This window comes from Paracidovorax wautersii, from assembly GCF_031453675.1.
In the GTDB taxonomy this organism is placed as follows: Bacteria; Pseudomonadota; Gammaproteobacteria; order Burkholderiales; family Burkholderiaceae_C; genus Paracidovorax.
Genome location: NZ_JAVIZX010000001.1, coordinates 1,493,520 through 1,511,805 on the forward strand (window position 1 = coordinate 1,493,520; position 18,286 = coordinate 1,511,805).

Annotated in this window: 14 protein-coding genes and 1 pseudogene; 8 read left to right on the forward strand and 7 right to left on the reverse strand. The window is 68.4% G+C overall.

Annotation, left to right across the window (positions count from 1 at the left end; all coding sequences use genetic code 11):
• Positions 1-12: 12 nt before the first annotated feature.
• Entirely contained in the window at positions 13-966 is a 954-nt protein-coding gene (locus tag QE399_RS06875) for an ABC transporter permease (RefSeq protein ID WP_309827431.1), read from the reverse strand.
• A 124-nt stretch (positions 967-1,090) separates the two neighbouring features.
• Positions 1,091-2,767, reverse strand: coding sequence for an ABC transporter substrate-binding protein (locus QE399_RS06880; RefSeq protein ID WP_309827433.1), 1,677 nt, complete (start codon positions 2,765-2,767; stop codon positions 1,091-1,093).
• A 171-nt stretch (positions 2,768-2,938) separates the two neighbouring features.
• Between QE399_RS06880 and QE399_RS06885 the strand changes: the two genes are divergently transcribed.
• A complete protein-coding gene (locus QE399_RS06885) occupies positions 2,939-4,186 on the forward strand; it encodes a Zn-dependent hydrolase (protein ID WP_309827436.1) in 1,248 nt (415 codons plus the stop codon).
• A 240-nt stretch (positions 4,187-4,426) separates the two neighbouring features.
• Here QE399_RS06885 and QE399_RS06890 read toward each other — a convergent pair whose 3' ends face one another.
• On the reverse strand, positions 4,427-5,272 hold the full coding sequence (locus tag QE399_RS06890; RefSeq protein WP_309827437.1) for an IclR family transcriptional regulator: 846 nt from the start codon (positions 5,270-5,272) through the stop codon (positions 4,427-4,429).
• Positions 5,273-5,334: 62 nt separating this feature from the next.
• Complete coding sequence (locus tag QE399_RS06895) at positions 5,335-6,507, reverse strand: sensor domain-containing diguanylate cyclase (protein WP_309827438.1); 1,173 nt, start codon at positions 6,505-6,507, stop codon at positions 5,335-5,337.
• A gap of 203 nt (positions 6,508-6,710) precedes the next feature.
• Between QE399_RS06895 and QE399_RS06900 the strand changes: the two genes are divergently transcribed.
• Positions 6,711-7,502, forward strand: a complete 792-nt coding sequence (locus tag QE399_RS06900; protein WP_309827439.1) for an OmpA family protein — start codon at positions 6,711-6,713, stop codon at positions 7,500-7,502.
• Positions 7,503-7,527: 25 nt separating this feature from the next.
• Here the strand turns inward: QE399_RS06900 and QE399_RS06905 are convergent, their stop codons facing one another.
• Both QE399_RS06905 and aptA read right to left on the reverse strand, forming a co-directional pair.
• Complete coding sequence (locus QE399_RS06905) at positions 7,528-9,054, reverse strand: CoA-acylating methylmalonate-semialdehyde dehydrogenase (RefSeq protein WP_309827441.1); 1,527 nt, start codon at positions 9,052-9,054, stop codon at positions 7,528-7,530.
• Between the two features lie 68 nt (positions 9,055-9,122).
• Positions 9,123-10,488 (reverse strand): annotated as a pseudogene (gene aptA / locus QE399_RS06910) (omega-aminotransferase AptA).
• 140 nt (positions 10,489-10,628) lie between these two features.
• Here aptA and QE399_RS06915 point away from each other — a divergent pair.
• Together QE399_RS06915 and QE399_RS06920 are read left to right on the forward strand one after the other, a co-directional pair.
• Positions 10,629-11,609 (forward strand): LysR family transcriptional regulator, encoded by a 981-nt coding sequence (locus tag QE399_RS06915; protein ID WP_309827442.1) that lies wholly within the window; start codon positions 10,629-10,631, stop codon positions 11,607-11,609.
• Positions 11,610-11,884: 275 nt separating this feature from the next.
• Positions 11,885-12,187, forward strand: coding sequence for a flagellar basal body protein (locus tag QE399_RS06920; RefSeq protein WP_309827443.1), 303 nt, complete (start codon positions 11,885-11,887; stop codon positions 12,185-12,187).
• A gap of 135 nt (positions 12,188-12,322) precedes the next feature.
• On the opposite strand, the gene QE399_RS06925 is transcribed toward QE399_RS06920, so the two are convergent.
• Positions 12,323-12,601: a DUF2061 domain-containing protein gene (locus QE399_RS06925; RefSeq protein ID WP_309827444.1), complete on the reverse strand. Its 279-nt coding sequence runs from the start codon at positions 12,599-12,601 to the stop codon at positions 12,323-12,325.
• A gap of 172 nt (positions 12,602-12,773) precedes the next feature.
• Here QE399_RS06925 and QE399_RS06930 point away from each other — a divergent pair, with 172 nt between their 5' ends.
• The 4 genes from QE399_RS06930 to QE399_RS06945 all read left to right on the forward strand — a co-directional run bounded on the left by QE399_RS06930 (position 12,774) and on the right by QE399_RS06945 (position 18,153).
• A complete protein-coding gene (locus QE399_RS06930; protein WP_309827446.1) occupies positions 12,774-13,832 on the forward strand; it encodes an SPFH domain-containing protein in 1,059 nt (352 codons plus the stop codon).
• Positions 13,833-13,915: 83 nt separating this feature from the next.
• Positions 13,916-15,439 carry a DUF4178 domain-containing protein gene (locus QE399_RS06935; protein ID WP_309827447.1) on the forward strand — a complete coding sequence of 508 codons (1,524 nt, stop codon included), beginning with the start codon at positions 13,916-13,918 and terminating at the stop codon, positions 15,437-15,439.
• Positions 15,440-15,505: 66 nt separating this feature from the next.
• A complete protein-coding gene (locus QE399_RS06940; protein ID WP_284412655.1) occupies positions 15,506-15,730 on the forward strand; it encodes a DUF350 domain-containing protein in 225 nt (74 codons plus the stop codon).
• Positions 15,731-16,038: 308 nt separating this feature from the next.
• Positions 16,039-18,153 (forward strand): TonB-dependent receptor, encoded by a 2,115-nt coding sequence (locus QE399_RS06945; RefSeq protein ID WP_309827450.1) that lies wholly within the window; start codon positions 16,039-16,041, stop codon positions 18,151-18,153.
• The last annotated feature ends 133 nt before the right edge of the window (positions 18,154-18,286 follow it).

Genomic DNA, 18,286 nt, shown 5'->3' on the forward strand with positions numbered 1-18,286 from the left:
CCCGGTCCAGTCTCAGGCGCGGGCGATGCGCGGGTCGAGCAGGGTCTGCACCACGTCCACCAGCAGGTTCAGCAGCACGAAGAACAGCGCCAGCACCAGGATGCTGCCCTGAAGCAGCGGCAGGTCGCGCTGGAAGATCGCCTGGTTCAGCAGAAAGCCCGTGCCGGGCCAGGAAAACACCGTTTCGATGAGGATCGAGCCGCCCAGCAGGTAGCCCAGCTGCAGCCCCATCACGGCCAGCGCCGTCGGTGCCACGTTCTTCACCACGTGGGCGAAGATGCCCCGGTGCGTCAGGCCCTTCGCGCGCAGGCCGACGATGAATTCCTGGTCGAGAATCTCGGACACCAGCGCCCGCACGGTCCGCGCGATGATGCCCATCGGAATCACCGACATGGTGATGGCCGGCAGGATCATGAACTGCACGTGCGCCCAGTCCCAGGCCCAGTCGCCCGAGCCTCCAGGGCCGGCGCCCGTGGCCGGCAGCCACATCAGCAGCGACGAGAACACGATCACCATCACCATGCCCAGCCAGTAGTGCGGCACGCTCACGCCCAGCACCGATAGCAGGGACGCCACGCGGTCCAGCCACGAGTTGCGGAAGTACCCGGCCACGAAGCCGAACAGGCTGCCCAGCACGAAGCCGATCAGGGTGGCGACCAGCGCCAGGCGCAGCGTGTTGACCACGGCGCGAAGCACCTCGCCCGTCACCGGGCGGCTGGTGGCGATGGACATGCCCAGATCGCCCTGCACCGCGCGCCAGATCCAGCGGCCGAACTGCTCGGGCAGCGGCCGGTTGAAACCGTACAGCTCGCGCAGCTGGGCCTGCAGCTCGGCCGATGCGTCGGCCGGCAGTACCGACACCAGAGGGTCGCCGGGCGACAGATGCACCAGCGCAAAGCAGACCAGGGCCACGCCCAGCATGATGGGGAGCGTGTAGAACACGCGGCGTATCAGGTAGGCGAACATGGTGGCTGGCTCGGTGGGCTGGCGGGGCGTCAGGCGCTGTGGCGGCGACTGCGGGCAGGAGGGCGAACGCGCGCGGAGACGGCGGGCGCGGCGGTGCAGCCGCCGCTTCCACCGGCCTGCGGCCTCAGTTCATCGTCATCGTGGCGATGTCAATGAACCAGCTCTGCGGCTGCACCACGTTGCCCACCTTGGCCGACATGGCGCGCGGGCCCACGTCGTGCGCCACGAAGAGGAAGGGCGCTTCGTCCACCACCTTGGTGTGCAGCTGGGCCAGTGCAGCGTCGCGGGACTTCTCGTCGAAGGTGGTGCGGGCCTTCTCGATGATGGCGTCCACTTCCTTGTTGCTGTAGTAGCCCCAGTTGTTGGACAGCGGCGGGAAGGCCTTGGTGCTGACGAAGCGCACCATCGCGAAGAACGGGTCCATGGTGGCGGCCGTCACGTTGGTGGCGTGGGCGCCATGCGCGCTCGGGTCTTTCGCGCCCAGGCGCCAGCCGGAAAACAGCGTGTTCCATTCGACCACGTCGAATTCCACGTCGAAGAAGCAGTCCTTCAGGTTCTGCTGGATGAACTCGTTCATGGGCAACGGCTGCATCTGGCCCGAGCCCGATGCCGAGGTCTGCACCTTCACCTTGATCGGCTTGGCGGCGCTGTAGCCGGCCTGCGTCATCAGCGCCTGGGCGGCCTTCACGTCGTACTTGATCTGGAACGTGGGGTTGCCGCGCCAGGGGTGGCCGGGCTCGACGATGCCGGTAGCCTCTTCCATCAGCCCGCCCAGCAGCTCCTTCATGGCCGTGCGGTTCACGCACAGGTTGGCGGCCTGGCGCACGCGTTTGTCGGTCCAGGGCGAGCCTTCGACGAACGAGAATTGCCAGGGCCAGATGTGCGGCTGCAGCGTGGCGTACATCTTGAAGCCGCGTTGCTTGATGGTGGCCACGGCGTCGGGCGCGGGCGCTTCGATCCAGTCCACCTGGCCGGACAGCAGGGCGGCGGTGCGCGAATTGGCCTCGGGCAGTGGCAGCAGCACCACGCGATCGATCTTGGGACGGCGCTTGGGGTCCCAGTACTCCGTGTTCTTGACCATCTCCAGGCGCTCGCGCGGCACGAACCGCGTGGCCTTGAAGGGGCCCGAGCCCGACGGATCGGCGGCGAAGGCCGTCCAGGCCTGCTTGCTGCGCTCGGCAGCGTCGGTGACCGAGGCCGGCACAGCGGCGAGCTTCTTGTCCCAGTGCGAGGGCGACGCCATGAACAGGTTTGACAGGTTGATGGGCAGGAAGGAATCGGGCTCGGACGTGGTCAGCTCCACCGTCAGGTCGTCGATCTTGCGGGCCGAGCGCAGCGTGGGCATGCGCGAGGCCGTCACGCCCACCTGGGCTGCATCGAAATGGGGCGCGGTCTTGTCCAGCACCTTGCGCACGTTCCACACCACGGCGTCGGCGTTGACGGGCGAGCCGTCGTGGAACTTGACGCCGGGGCGCAGCTTGAAGACCCACTTGGTGGTGTCCTTGGCGTCCACCGCCCACGACAGCGCCAGGCCGGGGATGAGCACGCTGGGCTTGGTGCTGGAGCTCAGATCCCACTGCGTGAGCGCGTCGTACATCGGGATGCCGGTGAAGCGGTTGCCCTCGAACCCCTGGTCTGGCTGGCCCGATGTGCGCGGAATGTCACCGGCCGTCATCGCGATGCGCAGCACCTTCTCTTGCGCCAGTGCGGCGCCGCCCACCAGGGACAGGCCCAGCAGAACGGCCAGGGCTCCGGCGCTGCGGCGCGGAGAGAGAGACGGGGTCGGAAGCGCTGCATGCATGGGACTCACCTTCGGGTTGGTTGAGAAGACCTCCCTCTGCTTGCAAGCACCGTGCCTGCACTGAAATATCGTTTAACGATACTTGTGGTGTTCTTTGGAGGTATATGGCTTGCTTATTGCTGATAGACGGGCCTTCGCCGGATGCCGGCTCCCTTTTTTGAGACCCGCCCCATGACCTCGCCCTCTACGCCCCGAATCGATGCCGACCGACTGTGGAAGTCGCTCATGGACCTGGCCCAGGTTGGTGCAACGCCCAAGGGCGGCGTGCGCCGTATCGCGCTGACCGATCAGGACCGCGCCGGCCGCGACTTGGTGACGCAGTGGTTTCGCGACGCCGGCTTGCAGGTGCGGGTGGACGAGGTCGGCAACGTCTTCGCCCGCCGGCCCGGCACCGACCCCGCTGCGCGCGCGGTGGCCACCGGCAGCCACATCGACACCCAGCCTTCGGGCGGCAAGTTCGACGGCAATTTCGGTGTGATGGCCGGGCTGGAAGTGATGCGCACGCTGAACGACCAGGGCATCGCCACCCGCGCCCCGCTGGAGGTCGCCTTCTGGACCAACGAAGAGGGCACGCGCTTCACGCCGGTGATGATGGGGTCGGGCGCGTTTGCCGGCGTCTTCACGGCCGAGTCGGTGCGCGCACAGAAGGACGCGGACGGCCTGACCGTGGGCGACGAACTGCAGCGCATCGGCTACCTGGGCACGCAGGCCTGCGGCGACGTGCCCGGCGGGCCGTATGCAGCGTATTTCGAATCGCACATCGAGCAAGGCCCGGTGCTGGAGGCGGCAGGCCTGCCCATCGGCGTGGTCAGGGGCGCGCTGGGCCAGCAGTGGTACGACGTGACGGTGACCGGCATGGACGCGCACGCAGGCCCCACGCCCATGGCGCTGCGCCGCGACGCGCTGCTGGCCGCGTCGCGCATGGTGGACGCCGTCAACCGCATCGCACTGGCCGAGGCGCCGCACGGCCGCGGCACCGTCGGGCATCTGCAGGTGCTGCCCAATTCGCGCAACGTGATTCCGGGCCAGGTCACGTTCACCGTGGACTTCCGCAACCTGGCGCAGGCCGGCCTGGACCGCATGGACGCCGACATGCGCACCACCTTCGCGCAGCTGGCCGCTGCCTGCCAGTGCACGGTCGACATCACGCAGGTGGTGAAGTACGAACCGTGCCTGTTCGACGCCGATTGCGTGGCCAGCGTGCGCCGCGCGGCCGAGGCGCTCGGCTTGCCGCACATGGACGTGGTCAGCGGCGCCGGCCACGACGCCGTCTACGTGAACGGCGTGGCCCCGGCCGGCATGATCTTCGTGCCCTGCAAGGACGGCATCAGCCACAACGAGATCGAAGACGCCCAGCCCGAACACATCGCTGCCGGCGCCAACGTGCTGCTGCTGGCGATGCTGGAGCGCGCGCAGTGAGAATTTAGCTTAAACAGGCCCCTAGCGCTTATCTGATAAGCGCAAGCAGCTATTAAAGTTATAGCTAAACTGCAAGGTTGCGTGTACCGATGGCGCGCATCGTCTGCGTCACCACGACCTCACCTGTCAGAAGGCCGCGGAGCATGCCATGCCAGCAGACGCCGTGGAACGGGCTTTGCCTGGCCACCGGCGTCGTCTCCCTTCCCGGCGAAGCCGAGAGAAGGGGGAAGCGGCAGCCGCTCAGGGGGTTGTTCCCTCAATCGCCCGCGCGCATTCCAGCACCATGGGCGCCAGCTTGCGCTGCGCCTCTTCCATCGTCCAGCGGCTGGTGGGCGGCGACAGGTGCACGGCGGCCACCGGCTGGCCGCGGCTGTTGCGGATCGGGGCGGCCACGCCCATGTCGCCCAGAAACAGCTCTTCGCAATTCGTGGCAAAGCCCATCTGGCGGCAGGCGGCGATGCGCTCCACGATGACGTCCACATCGGTCAGCGTGGCGGGCGTGCGCGCGGGGCGGGGCGCGGCGGTCAGCAGGGCGCGCACCTCGGCGTCGGGCAGGGCGCTCAGGTAGGCGCGGCCCGAACTGGTGCAGTACATCGGAATGCGCATGCCCACCGGCGTCAGCACCGGAATGAACTGCGTGGTCTGCAGCTGCGCCACGTACACCATCTCCAGCCCGACCGGCTCGGTCAGGCTGGCGGTCTCGCCGCTGGCCGTGGCCAGTTGCGCCAGGTAGGGATGGGCCGCGCGGATGATCGGGTGCGCCGCCAGGTAGTTGAAGCCGATCTCGATCACCTTGGGCAGCAGCTGAAAGCGCCGCGTCTGCGGGTGCTTGCCCACATAGCCCAACACCTGCAGCGTGTGCACCGTGCGCTGGGCCGACCCCTTGGTCATGCCCGTCAGCTGCGCCAGCTCGGCCAGCGTCAGCGTGCGGTGCGCGGCGGAGAAGGCACGCAGCACATCCAGGCCCTTTTCCAGCGACTGGTTGAAGAGCGGGTCCGGCGCGCGGCGGGGGGTTGGCGCTTGCTCGTCGGGGTTGGTGGCGGGCGAAGAAACAGCGGAGAGGGCAGGGGCGCGCTTGGCAGGCATGGGGGTCGAACACGGCGGACGGGCTGCCCGCACCGTCCGTACGGTGGAATCGATGTTCGATTTTAGGCGGTTGCGGCCGGAGTCTGCTCGGCCGCCGGGGCTCCGGCAGGCGGGGCGCTGGGCGCTTCCACGCGGTTGCGGCCCTTCGTCTTGGCGGCATACAGCGCCTGGTCGGCGCTGGCCATCAGCCGCTGAGGATGGCGGGCATGTTCCGGAAAGCTCGCTACGCCGCACGACAGCGTGGCCGACAGCGCGGCGCCATCGACCTCGACCACCAGCGTCTCGAACGCCCGGCGCAGGGCCTCGGCCCGTTCGCGTGCCGCGGCCGCCGGCGTCCCGTCCAGCAGCAGCACGAACTCCTCGCCCCCATGGCGGCAGGCCATGTCGCCGGGCCGGGCATGGCGCTGCAGCAGCCGGGCCAGCGCCTGCAGCACGGCGTCGCCGGCGGGGTGGCCGTGGGTGTCGTTGATGCGCTTGAAGTGGTCGATGTCAATCATCACCACCGACAGCGCTCCGCCGGCCTGCGCACTGCGTTCGATGGCCGGTCCCAGGTCGGCGTCGAGCTGGCGGCGGTTGAACAGCCCGGTCAGCGGGTCGCGCATGGCCTGCTCCTGCAGACGGGCCTGCAGGGCCTGGATCTCGTCGAACTGCTGTTGCAGCCGCTCATGGTTGCTGTGCTGCTGCATGGCGCGCATGTAACCGTCGTGCGCGAAGGCGATGAAGTACACGGTGAGTGCGCCGATGCACGCCAGGCTGGCAGGCAGGTCGGTCTCGGGCTGCAGCGGCCAGTGGCCGGTCGCGGTCACCCAGCCAGCAGCCGAGAGCGCCATGCCGCCGCCCATGGCAAGCACCAGGCGCGGCAGGCCGGCCAAACCGTAGAACACCACCATGTTGATGCAGTTGCCGATGGTCAGCGTGAAGCTCAGCCACACCGGCAGGCCGAGCGCTGCGGACCAGACGCCGCCGAGCACGGCATCGATCCACATGTTGCGCATCTCGGTGCGCCGCTGGTGCGCCGAGCGCCGCGCCCACCAGTACGCCAGCTGCGGGTACAGCAGGAACTGCAGCGCGACGACGGTCCACAGCGCGGGGCCGGCGTCCGGCAGGCGGTGCGCCAGGTGCAGCGCGATGGCCACGCCCAGCATGGCGTAGAACGCCGAGCGGTTGCGGCGGTTCATGCGCACAAGCCAGTGCACGGTGCGGGAAGGTGCGGAAGACGGGAGGGCGGCGGACATCGAGGGCGGGGCAGTGCTCGAATTCACTGTAGCAGGGCGCGTGCGGCGCTGCCTGCGGACATTCCCGTCGGCCGGGGCCGCGCGGGGGGCGGCCGGCTGGGTGGACAATCAGGGGATGGCCTGCCGCCCCACCGGCCAGCCCTTCCCTTGCTTTGTCTGCCCGGCCCGCAAGGCCGCTGGCGCCCCGATTTCAGGTGATTTCCATGCTCCTGCGTACCCGCAAACGCCGCGCTGCCGCGGCCTTCCTGCCCTGGTCCCTCGCGGCGGTGGCCGCTGCCGCGCTGGCGGGCTGCACGTCGGTCTCCCTGGCGCCCGCACCGGCGGCCCCTGCTGCGGTCGCCGCCGCGCCGGAACCTGCCCCGGCCGTGACTGTGCCTGCAGCCCCTGCCGCCACGCCCGCTGTGGCCGCGCCCGCGGCCCCGCTGCGCCTTCCGGACGATGGCACGGTGGCCCAGTTCTCGGGGGCCGAGACGGCGCTGCCGTCGCAGGCGGTGGCCCTGCTCGAATCCGTGGCGGCCGATCCGGCGCAGCGGTCGTGGCGCTGGGAGATCAAGGGCTACAGCCAGCGCAGTGCGCAGGCCAATGCACGCGACATAGCGCTCGCCCGGGCCTGGGCGGCGCGCAAGGTGCTGGTGGAACGTGGCGTGCCGCCCCAGCAGATCAAGGTGCTCTACAGCACGGAGCTGCCGCGGGAAGCCGTGACGCTGCAGCCGCAGCGGCCCGCCGCGGCCGCGCCAGCGCCAGCGCCTGCGGCAACCGCACCGGCGCCCGCCGCCGCACCCCAGCCGCCGCGCAAGAGCGGGGCGCAGAAATCCTCTGCCGCGAAGGCGCCGGCCAAGGCGTCAGCCAAGAAGGCCGTGGCGCGCAAGAACGCCAAGGCGGGCACGCCGCAGGCGCACAAGGCCGCCGCGCACAAAGCGGGCGCGGCGCAGCCCAAGAAGGTGGCCAAGGCCGCCAGCCATCCGGCCGCTGCGCAGGGCCAGAGCCGCCATTGAGGCGAGCGGCTCAGGCCGCCTGCGCTCAGCGGCTGCTCGGGAAGGCGAACACCGCGCCTTCGCGCACGCCGGCCGAGGGCCAGCGCTGCGTGATGGTCTTGCGCTTGGTGTAGAAGCGCACGGCGTCCGGCCCGTAGGCGTGCAGGTCGCCGAACAGGCTGCGCTTCCAGCCGCCGAACGAGTGGTAGGCCACGGGCACGGGCAGGGGCACGTTCACGCCCACCATGCCGACCTGGATGTGGTCGGTGAAGTAGCGGGCGGCTTCGCCGTCGCGCGTGAAGATGCAGGTGCCGTTGCCGTACTCGTGGTCGTTGATGAGCTGCATGGCCTCCTGCAGCGTCTTCACGCGCACCACGCCCAGCACGGGGCCGAAGATCTCTTCCTGGTAGATCTTCATGCCGGGCTTGACGTTGTCGAACAGGCAGGCGCCCAGGAAGTAGCCGGCTTCATGCCCTGCCACCTGCATGCCACGGCCATCGACCACCAGCGTCGCACCTTCGGCCACGCCGCTGTCCACATAGGCCTTCACCTTCTCGAAGTGCGATTGCGTGACCAGCGGGCCCATGTCGTTGCCGCCGTTGTCGGTCTGCGTGCCGGGGCCGACCTTCATCTTGGCGATCTCGGTCTTCAGGCCGGCGATCACCGCGTCGCCCACTTCGTCGCCCACGGCCACCAGCAGCGGGATGGCCATGCAGCGCTCGCCGCACGAGCCGTAGGCCGCACCCATCAGCGCGCTGACCGCGTTGCCCACGTCCGCATCGGGCATCAGCACGGCATGGTTCTTGGCGCCGCCAAGGGCCTGCACGCGCTTGCCGTGTTTGCAACCCTCGGCGTAGATGTACTCGGCGATGGGCGTGGAGCCGACGAAGCTCACGGCCTTCACGCGGGGGTCGCGCAGCAGCGTGTCCACCGCCGTCTTTTCGCCGTTGACCACGTTCAGCACGCCGGGCGGCAGGCCGGCCTCCAGCGCCAATTGGGCAATGAACAGCGTGCTGCTCGGGTCGCGCTCGGAGGGCTTGAGCACGAAGGTGTTGCCGCAGGCCACGGCCATGGGCCACATCCACAGCGGCACCATCGCCGGGAAGTTGAACGGCGTGATGCCGGCCGTGACGCCCAGTGCCTGGAACTCGCTCCACGAGTCGATGTTCGGGCCCACGTTGCGGCTGTGCTCGCCCTTGAGCAACTCGGGCGCGTAGCTGGCGTATTCCACGTTCTCGATGCCGCGCTGCAGCTCGCCGTGCGCATCGCTCAGCACCTTGCCGTGCTCGGCGGTGATGAGTGCGGCGATCTTGTCGGCGTTCTCTTCGAGCAGCACCTTGAGTTTGCTCATCACGCGGGCGCGCTTGAGCGGCGGGGTGTTGCGCCAGGCGGGGAAGGCCGCCTCGGCCGAGGCGATGGCGGCCTCCACGGTGGCCTGCGATGCCAGCGCCACGCTGGTGGTCGACTGGCCGGTGGCGGGGTTGAACACCGGCTGCGTGCGGGCGGAATCGGCCACGATCTGGCCGTCGATCAGGTGGCCGACGGTGGAGGTAACGGACTTGTCGTGTTGCATAGGATTTTGAAGTTAAATCGGCCTGCAGCGCTTATGGGTTAAGCGCTGGCAGCTATCAAATCAGGAGTTCAAGCGGTTTCGGCCAGGGCGTCGCCCAGCGCGCTCACCAGGCGGTCGATCTCGGCCTCGGTGCTGATGAACGGGGGCGCCAGCTGGATGGTGTCGCCGCCGTAGCGCACGTAGAAGCCCTTGTCCCAGCACTTCATGGCGATCTCGTACGGCCGGCGGGCCGGCTCGCCCGGCAGCGCCGCGATGGTGAAGCCGGCGGCCAGGCCGTAGTTGCGGATGTCGGCGACATGCTTGGCGCCCTTCAGGCCGTGCACGGCGTTCTCGAAGTTGGGCGCCAGCGCCTTGACGCGGCCGGGCATGTCTTCCTTCTGCAGGATGTCCAGCACGGCATTGCCGGCCGCGCAGGCCACGGGGGTGGGCCGAGTACGTGTAGCCGTGGGTGAACTCCAGCATGTACTCGGGGCCGCCGGCCGCCATGAAGGTGTCGTAGATCTCCTTGGTGGCCACGATGCCGCCCAGCGGCTGCGCGCCGTTGGTCACCTGCTTGGCGAAGTTGAGGATGTCCGGCGTCACGCCGAAGGCCTCGGAGCCCGTCCAGGCGCCGCAGCGGCCGAAGCCGGTGATGACCTCGTCGAAGATCAGCAGGATGTTGTTCTGCGTGCAGATCTCGCGGATGCGCTCCAGATAGCCCTTGGGCGGAATCACCACGCCGGCCGAGCCCGAGAACGGCTCCACGATCACGGCGGCGATGTTGCTCGCGTCGTGCAGCGCGATCACATCGAGCAGCTTGTCCGCCAGCGCGCGGCCGCCGTCGTCGGCCATGCCGCGCTGGAAGGTGCCTGCGGGCGGCTGCGTGTGCGGCAGGTGGTCCGCTTCGATGCCCTGGCCGAAGGTCTTGCGGTTGCCCACGATGCCGCCCACCGAGATGCCGCCGAAGTTCACGCCGTGGTAGCCCTTCTCGCGGCCGATCAGGCGCGTCTTTTGCCCCAAGCCCTTGGTGCGCCAGTAGGCGCGGGCGATCTTGAGCGAGGTGTCGGCCGACTCCGAACCCGAGCCGGTGAAGAACACGTAGTCGAGCCCCTGGGGCGTCAGCTCCTTGATCTTGTTGGCCAGCGCGAACGACGCGGGGTGGCCGAACTGGAAGGCGGGCGAATAGTCCAGCGTGGCGGCTGCCTTGCCAATCGCTTCGGCGACCTCCTTGCGGCCATGGCCCAGGCCCGAGCACCATAGGCCCGAGAGGCCGTCGAAGATCTTGCGGCCATCCACGTCGGTGTAGTAGGCGCCCTGGCCGCTCACGATCATGCGCGGCTGGGCCTTGAACTGGCGGTTGGCCGTGAAAGGCATCCAGTGCGCGTCGAGCCAGGCGGCGTCCAGGCGGGACGCCTCGGTGGCGGAAGAGGGGGTATCGAGGGGGACGAAGCTCATGCGGGCCTCCGGCAGTGGGCGAACAGTGGGCGGGAAAGAGAAGAAGAGGGCACCGGGCGCGCGAACGGCCCGGACCCGGCATTGTTCCGGCGCGCAATAATGCGTCCAATGGTGCAATATCAATGTTTACTTGACGAATCATGCAAGTAAAAAAGCCGGTCTCTTCGCTTTCCGCGCCCCCGCAGGCGCCGGCCCCGCGCCAGCGCGCCGTGCTGGGCCAGGTGGCCGACATGGACCTGCGCCTGCTGCAGGTGTTCAAGAGCGTGGTCGACTGCGGCGGCATGGCCGCGGCCGAGTTGGAGCTGAACATCGGCACCAGCACCGTGAGCCGTCACGTGAAGGACCTGGAGACGCGGCTGGGCCTCACGCTGTGCCGGCGGGGCCGGGCGGGGTTCGCCCTCACGCCCGAAGGCCAGCGCGTGTACGAGGAGACCTTGCGCCTGCTGGCGGCGGTGCGGGGATTTCGCGACGGCATCGACGACATCCATGCCCGCATGGGCGGCCAGCTGGCCGTGGCCGTGTTCGACAAGACGGCCAGCAACCCCGCCGCGCACATCGACGCGGCGATTGCCGCCTTCACCGCCGAAGCGCCCGATGTGCAGCTGCAGCTGCACGTGGGCTCCATCAACGCCATCGAGCGCGGCGTCATCGACGGCAGCTACCAGGTGGGCATCATCCCGGCGCACCGCAGCTCGCAGAGCCTGGTCTACACCGATCTGTTCACCGAGACCATGCTGCTGTATTGCGGCGCGGGCCACCCGCTGTTCGGCGCCGACCATGCCGCGCTGGACTGGGACGCCGTGCGCGCATATCCCTTCGCCGGGCTGGGCTACCACTCGCCCAACATGGAACTGAGCCACCAGGCGCGCCTGACGCGCAGCGCCACCGGGTTCGATCAGGAGTCCATCGCCACGCTGGTGCTGTCGGGCCGCTATCTGGGCTTTCTGCCCGACCACTACGCCGAGGTCTTCGAGCGCCAGGGCCGGCTGCAGCCCGTGGGGCCGGAGCGCTTCTTCTACCGCTGCCAGTTCGTCAGCCTGGTGCGCCGCTCGCCAGCGCCCAGCCGCGCGGCGCAGGTGTTTGCGCAGAGCCTGGCACGGGCGCACGGGGCTGCCGGATAGCTTTGGAGCAGGAGCGTCAGCGGCACGTGCTGCGAGGTTCTATGGGTTTTTGGCCTCTGGCGCTTGATGGTGAAGCGCAAGGCGCTATGGTTTGGATAGCGAACGGGAAACCCCCCAACTCGGTCATCCATGGCTGCCCGGACGGGCCCCGCCGCGCACCGGGCAGGGGCTTTGCAGTCCGCCGCTTGGCGCCCGGGGGCGCGGCTTCGATAATCGACCCTGGCGTCCGCGCCGTCGTCTGCCCGCCCATCCACCACCTCTCGGGAGTGCCCGCCATGTCCTCCATCGGATCGATCGCCTCGTCCGGCCTGCGCGCCGCGCAACTGCAGCTGGACAGCGCCGCCCACAACGTGGCCAACGCGGCCACGCCGGGCTTTCGGCGCCAGGAGGCGGAGCTGCAGTCCGAGGCCGACCAGAGCGGCGTGCGCGCCCAAGCCGTGCGCGCGCAGCAGGAGGGCGCCGCGCTGGAGGCCGACGCGGTCAACCAGATCGCCAGCACCTACTCGTTCGCGGCCAACCTGCAGATGCTCCGCACCGAGGACCGCATGATGGGCGCCCTGATCAACACCAAGGCCTGACCGGCCCTGAGTTTCTGGCCGGCCTGCGCGGGCCGCTTCAGCGGCTGGGCGCCAGCCCGGCCAGGCGCTCAAGCAACCAGGGGCCGAAGCCTTGCCCTCCCTGGCGGATCGATCCTGACAGCAAGGCCGGGGTCCTCATGCCGGCTGGGCCTGTGCCGGCACCTCTGCCGCCGCTGCAGACGGTTCGGCGGCGGCCTTGCGCCGCAGCGCCGCGCGCTCCCAGGCCTTTTCATGGAAGAAGAACGCCACGGCCTGTACCGTGGGCTCCAGCAGGCTGAGCGTGAGCGAGGCGATCAGGTTGCCGGTGACGGCATACGCCACCAGGGCGGCCACGCAGATATGGATGAGGTAGTAGCTGCCCGTCTTGGCGAGCGTGGGGAGGTTCTGGTGCGTGAGCGTGCGGATGCGGGACATGGCGGGGCTCCTGGTTCCTGGATGATTGAATGCTAGTTATTCGCATCCAATGGCGCCAATTGATTGCATGCAATGCCGCGATAGGCAGCCCGCCAACGGCCCCGGCGCCTCGCTATGATGGCCGCACTTTTTCCCTCTCATCCCTCACTTCACAACGACCGGGAGCGTTCGCATGGCCCTCATGGACTTCATCAAGAAGCAGTTCATCGACATCATCCAGTGGACGGAGGAGGGCGACGGCACGCTGGCGTGGCGCTTCCCGATGCGGGACATGGAAATCCAGAACGGCGGCACGCTGGTGGTGCGCGAGTCGCAGATGGCCGTGTTCGTCAACGAAGGCCAGGTGGCCGACGTGTTCGGCCCCGGCACGTACAAGCTCACCACGCAGACGCTGCCGGTGCTGACCTACCTGAAGAACTGGGACAAGCTCTTCGAGTCCCCGTTCAAGAGCGACGTGTACTTCTTCAGCACGCGCCAGCAGGTGGACCAGAAGTGGGGCACGCCCCAGCCCATCACCATCCGCGACAAGGACTTCGGCGCCGTGCGGCTGCGCGCCTTCGGCAACTACGCCTACCGCGTGGCGGACCCGAAGCTCTTCCACACCGAAATCTCCGGCACGCGCGAGTCCTATCCCGTGGCCGACCTGGACGGCCAGCTGCGCGGCCTGGTGCTGCAGAACATCAGCAACGCCATCGCGGGCAGCGGCCTGCCGTTCCTTGATTTGGCGGCCAACCAGGTCATGTTCGCCGACGCGCTGGCCAAGGAACTGCAGCCGGCCTTCGCCAAGATCGGCCTGAAGCTGGAAGGCATGACGGTGCAGAACGTCTCGCTGCCCGAAGAGCTGCAGAAGGTGCTGGACCAGAAGATCGGCATGGGCATGGTCGGCAACGACATGGGCAAGTTCATGCAGTACCAGACGGCGCAGGCGATCCCCAAGTTCGCCGAAGGCTCGGCGAATGGCGGTGGTGGCGGCATTGCCGGCGACGCCATGGGCCTGGGCGCCGGCGTGGCGCTGGGCCAGGTGCTGGCGCAGAACCTGCAGCAGGGCCTGCAGAACCCCGGCAGCGCTGCGGCGCAGGCGGCGGCCGTGGCCGGCGCGCCGGTGCAGGGCGTGAAGCCCGAGGACGTGATGGCCACGCTGGAAAAGCTGGGCGAACTCAAGGCCAAGGGCATCCTCACGCAGGAAGAGTTCGACGCCAAGAAATCCGAGCTGCTCAAGAAGCTGGTGTGATCCCGGTATTGTGCTATTAAATATATAGCTAATGGCGCTTGATACATAAGCGCTAGAGGCCAAAAACACTTAAAACACTTCGCATGGCCGACAGCGGCACCCAGCGTCATTACCGCGCGCCCTGCCCCGGCTGTGGCGCCCCGGTCGAATTCCAGAGCGCGCAGTCCACGCACGCCGTCTGCCCCTACTGCCAGAGCACGGTGGTGCGCAGCGGCGACGTGCTCAAGCGCATCGGCAAGATGGCCGAGGTCTTCGACGACCACAGTCCGCTGCAGCCCATGGCCACGGGCCGGGCTGTGCTGGACGGCAAAGACCAGCCCTTCACGCTCATCGGCCGCCTGCAGTACCAGGGCGACGCGGGCACGTGGACGGAGTGGATCGCCCTTCTGAACGACGGCACGACGGCCACGCTGGGCGAGGACAACGGCGCCTACGTCTTCACGCGCCCGGTGCCCGCCGACCGCACCCTGCCCGAGGCCGCGCACTTTCGTCCCGGCGCCACCACCGCCGTGGCCGGCAAGACCTACAGCGTGGCCGCCAACGTGCAGGCCCGCCTGGTCGCCGCCCAGGGCGAGCTGCCCAAGCTGCCGCCGCTGGGCCAGCCGTTCAGCGTGGTGGAACTGCGCAGCGACGACGGCGAGGTGCTGTCCATCGACTACGGCAGCGTGCCGCCGAAGGTCGAGCGCGGCCGCGCCGTGCGACTCGACGACCTGAAGCTGCAGGGCCTGAAGGACGAGTCGGTCAAGAACGAGAAAGGCCGCCAGTTCAGCTGCCCGAATTGCGGCGCGCCCGTGGCGGTGAAGCTGTCCAGCACCAAGAGCCTGACCTGCCCGTCCTGCCAGAGCCTGATCGACGTGTCGGGCGGCCTGGGCGGCAAACTGCGCCACGCCGAGCAGCACGAGCCCGTGCGCCTGCTGATCCCGCTGGGCAGCCAGGGCACGCTGGAGGGCGTGCACTGGCAGGTGGTGGGCTTTCAGCACCGCATGGGCGTGGAGCCGGGCGACGACGAACACTTCGGCTGGGACGAATACCTGCTGTACCACCGCAAGCGCGGCTTCGCCTTTCTGGTGGATGCGAGCGATGGCTGGAGCCTGGTGCGCCCCGCCACCGGCGCGCCCAAGCTCTCGGCCAACGGGAAGGGCGCGCACTACCTGAACACGCCCTACCAGCTGGAATACAGCTACGAGGCCGAAACCACCTACGTGCTGGGCGAGTTCTACTGGCCCGTGGAGCGTGGGCAGAAAACGTTCAACCGCGACTTCGCCAGCAGCACCGGCCGCGGCATCCTGTCGATGGAGCAGACGCCCCAGGAGGTGACCTGGTCCGTGGGCAGCAAGCTCGACAGCGCCGTCGTCGCCAAGGCCTTCAAGCTCGACGGCCAGGCCGACCTGTTCAAGCGCGAAGACGCCGCGCCCTTGGCCGGCGCGGGCGGCATCGGCTGCGGCACGTGGATCGTGATCCTCTTCCTGCTGCCGCTCATCGTGATGCTGGTGCTGGGCGGCAGCTGCAGCTCCTGCGACCCGCAGCGCGAAAATTGCACCTCGTCCAGCTACCGGTCTTCCGGCGGCTCCTACGGCGGCTATTCCAGCGGCGGCGGGCACAAATGAGAGCCTGCCGCCGCGCTCCCGATTGCTTCATCTTTTTCATCCATCCCACCGACGGAGGTCTTCATCATGGCTCTTGAATGGCTGCGGCCTGCCGCTTTCTTCGGCTCCATCCTCTTCGCGCTGATCGGCGTGCTGGTGTTCTGGGTCAGCTTCATCATCATCGACAAGATCACGCCCTACGACCTGTGGGCCGAGATCGTGGAGAAGCAGAACAAGGCGCTCGCCATGGTGGTGGCGGCCATGTGCCTGGGCATCAGCATCATCGTGGCGGCGGCGATCCACGGCGGGTAAAGGCGGCGCCGGGCCGCCGCCGCATGCGGCCCGCGGCATTCGTTGCGGGCGTTGCCGGCAGCAGAGGGCACCCCCGAGACGATCGGCGCGTGCATACGGGCCGTGCAAAGCGTGTTGTACGGCTGACACAAATCCCGTACGGTACGCAAAATATTGAATAAGAATAATTATCGTTACTGTTACATTCGCTCGCTTTCCGACACGGGCCGTTGACACCGCGGCCCATTTGCCTTGCCGAGGAAGCGAACATGAACCGAAAGAACCGGCCCACCGGTCCCGCCTACCCTTTACTGCCAACCGCCGTCGCCATGCTCCTGGCATGGTCCTGCGCCGCAACCACCGCGAGCGCCCAGCCGGCGCCTGACGAGGCCCCTGCCCTGCCGGCCGCTCTCCAGCAGCTCCCTGCGGTACATGTCAGCGGATCGCAGTACGACCCGGACGACGTGCGCCCCGAAGGCGTGACCACCGCCACCAAGACGTACATGGCCCCCAGGGACATCCCGCAGACGGTCGATACGCTGGAGGTCAACAAGTACAAGAGCTACGGCATCAACGACCTGGCCACCATGCTCGACGGCGTGCCCGGCGTGAACACCAGCTACGACATGCGGGGCGAGGGCGTGATGATCCGCGGCTTCCAGGCCGATGCCGGCGACATCTACCGCGATGGCGTGCGTGAAAGCGGGCAGGTGCGCCGCAGCACGGCGAACGTGGAGCGCATCGAGATCCTCAAGGGCCCGGCTTCGGTGCTGTACGGCCGCAGCGCTGGTGGCGGCGTCATCAATCTGGTGAGCAAGCAGGCGCGGTTCGACGGCAAGAGCAGCGTCACCCTGCGCGGCGGTTCTTGGGACAACGTGGGCGGCACCATCGACATCAACCAGGTGATCAACCCGAACGTGGTCGTGCGGCTGACGGCCGACCGCGAGCAGGCGCACAGCTTTCGCAGCGGCATCCGCAACAAGAACGAGATGGTCTCGCCCAGCATCCTGGTGGACAACCGCAAGGGTCTGCGCTGGACGGGGCAATACACCTACGACAACGTCTGGCGCGTGCCCGACCGCGGTCCGGCGTACGACCAGTTGCCGGCCGGCGTGTCCATCCGCCAGGGCTTTGCCCAGCCTGGGGACTACGTCGAGGACCGCCTACGCGTGTGGCGCTCAGACCTGAGCTATGACTTCAACCCCGCCTGGAGCGTGCGCTGGGTGGCCAGCCGCCGCGAGGCCGACCAGGACTTCGACCACTACTATCTGGGCACGTACTGCAATGCGCAGGGACGCACGTCCACCAACGCCACCTGCACCAACCGCAGCCAGGTGCGCCAGAGCTATGCCTGGCAGCAGACGGCCAACAAGACCACCTCGCACACGGTGGACCTGACCGGCCGGTTCGACCTGGCGGGCATGCGGCACGATCTGCTGGTGGGCGTGGAGCACAGCGAGGAAGAGCGCGCGCCGCGCCTGTTCTCCACCGCCAACAGCAACGGCTTCATCGATCCGTTCAACCCGGTGTTCAACGCCGTGCGTCCGGCGCAGGGTGCGCCGACGCAGGACAACCTGCACATCGGCAAGGGGCAGGCACTCTATGTGCAAGATCTGATCGAAGTTGCTCCGCAATGGAAGCTGCTGCTCGGCGCGCGCTACGACAGCTACAAGTTCGAAAGCACCAACCGCATCAACGGCTTTCAGCGCGACACGGACGGCAGCTCCGTGAGCCCGCGCGTGGGCGTGGTCTGGCAGCCGGTGCGCGACCACAGCGTGTACGCCTCCTGGAACAAGAGCTTCTCGCCCTACGGCGGACGCGGCACGCTCAGCGTGGACACCGCGGCCACGGCCGTGCTGGACGAGGCGCCCCAGCACTCGCGCCAGGTCGAGATCGGCCTCAAGAGCGACTGGCTGCAGGGCGCGTTGTCTACCCAGCTGGCGGTCTACCAGCTGGAGCACTACAACATCCGCTACCGGCCGGAACCCGACACCGACCCCTTCACCTTCGCCATGCGCGGCAAGGAGCGTTCGCGCGGAATCGAGTTCAGCGCCGCTGGGCGGGTCGCTCCCTCTTGGTACGTACGCGGCGGCGTCGGCGTGATGAGTGCCAAGGTGCTGGGCGACCGCAGCGTGCCCGCCAATGAAGGCAACTACCTGGCCAACACGGCCCAGCGCAACGGTAACCTGTTCCTGCGGTATGCGCCTCCCGGCGCCTGGTACGGCGAGGTCGGCGTGACGCATACCAGCCACCGGTACACCAACCTCGCCAACACCAGCATCCTGCCGGGTTACACCCGCTGGGACGGCTTGGTTGGCTGGCGTGCCGCGCCGTGGACGGTCACGCTCGCCGTGTCGAACCTGCTGGACAAGGAATACTGGCGGTCCAGCAGCATGCCCGGTACGCCCCGCAGCTTTCTGCTGAGCGCCAATTACCAGTTCTGAACCCCGTGCCGTCCACGCCCGCCCCGGGGGCCCGCCGAACGCTTCTGTGGGCCGCGGCGGCCGGCGTGCTGGTGGCCGGGCTGGCCGCCGCAGGCGGCTGGCTTTGGCACCGGGACGCGCCGCCCCGCGCGGC

Bases quoted from the DNA above. Each gene is read 5' to 3' on its own strand.
- QE399_RS06875 (WP_309827431.1), bottom strand. From the start codon at position 966: ATGTTCGCCTACCTGATACGCCGCGTGTTCTACACGCTCCCCATCATG.
- QE399_RS06880 (WP_309827433.1), bottom strand. From the start codon at position 2,767: ATGCATGCAGCGCTTCCGACCCCGTCTCTCTCTCCGCGCCGCAGCGCC.
- QE399_RS06885 (WP_309827436.1), top strand. From the start codon at position 2,939: ATGACCTCGCCCTCTACGCCCCGAATCGATGCCGACCGACTGTGGAAG.
- QE399_RS06890 (WP_309827437.1), bottom strand. From the start codon at position 5,272: ATGCCTGCCAAGCGCGCCCCTGCCCTCTCCGCTGTTTCTTCGCCCGCC.
- QE399_RS06895 (WP_309827438.1), bottom strand. From the start codon at position 6,507: ATGTCCGCCGCCCTCCCGTCTTCCGCACCTTCCCGCACCGTGCACTGG.
- QE399_RS06900 (WP_309827439.1), top strand. From the start codon at position 6,711: ATGCTCCTGCGTACCCGCAAACGCCGCGCTGCCGCGGCCTTCCTGCCC.
- QE399_RS06905 (WP_309827441.1), bottom strand. From the start codon at position 9,054: ATGCAACACGACAAGTCCGTTACCTCCACCGTCGGCCACCTGATCGAC.
- QE399_RS06915 (WP_309827442.1), top strand. From the start codon at position 10,629: ATGCAAGTAAAAAAGCCGGTCTCTTCGCTTTCCGCGCCCCCGCAGGCG.
- QE399_RS06920 (WP_309827443.1), top strand. From the start codon at position 11,885: ATGTCCTCCATCGGATCGATCGCCTCGTCCGGCCTGCGCGCCGCGCAA.
- QE399_RS06925 (WP_309827444.1), bottom strand. From the start codon at position 12,601: ATGTCCCGCATCCGCACGCTCACGCACCAGAACCTCCCCACGCTCGCC.
- QE399_RS06930 (WP_309827446.1), top strand. From the start codon at position 12,774: ATGGCCCTCATGGACTTCATCAAGAAGCAGTTCATCGACATCATCCAG.
- QE399_RS06935 (WP_309827447.1), top strand. From the start codon at position 13,916: ATGGCCGACAGCGGCACCCAGCGTCATTACCGCGCGCCCTGCCCCGGC.
- QE399_RS06940 (WP_284412655.1), top strand. From the start codon at position 15,506: ATGGCTCTTGAATGGCTGCGGCCTGCCGCTTTCTTCGGCTCCATCCTC.
- QE399_RS06945 (WP_309827450.1), top strand. From the start codon at position 16,039: ATGCTCCTGGCATGGTCCTGCGCCGCAACCACCGCGAGCGCCCAGCCG.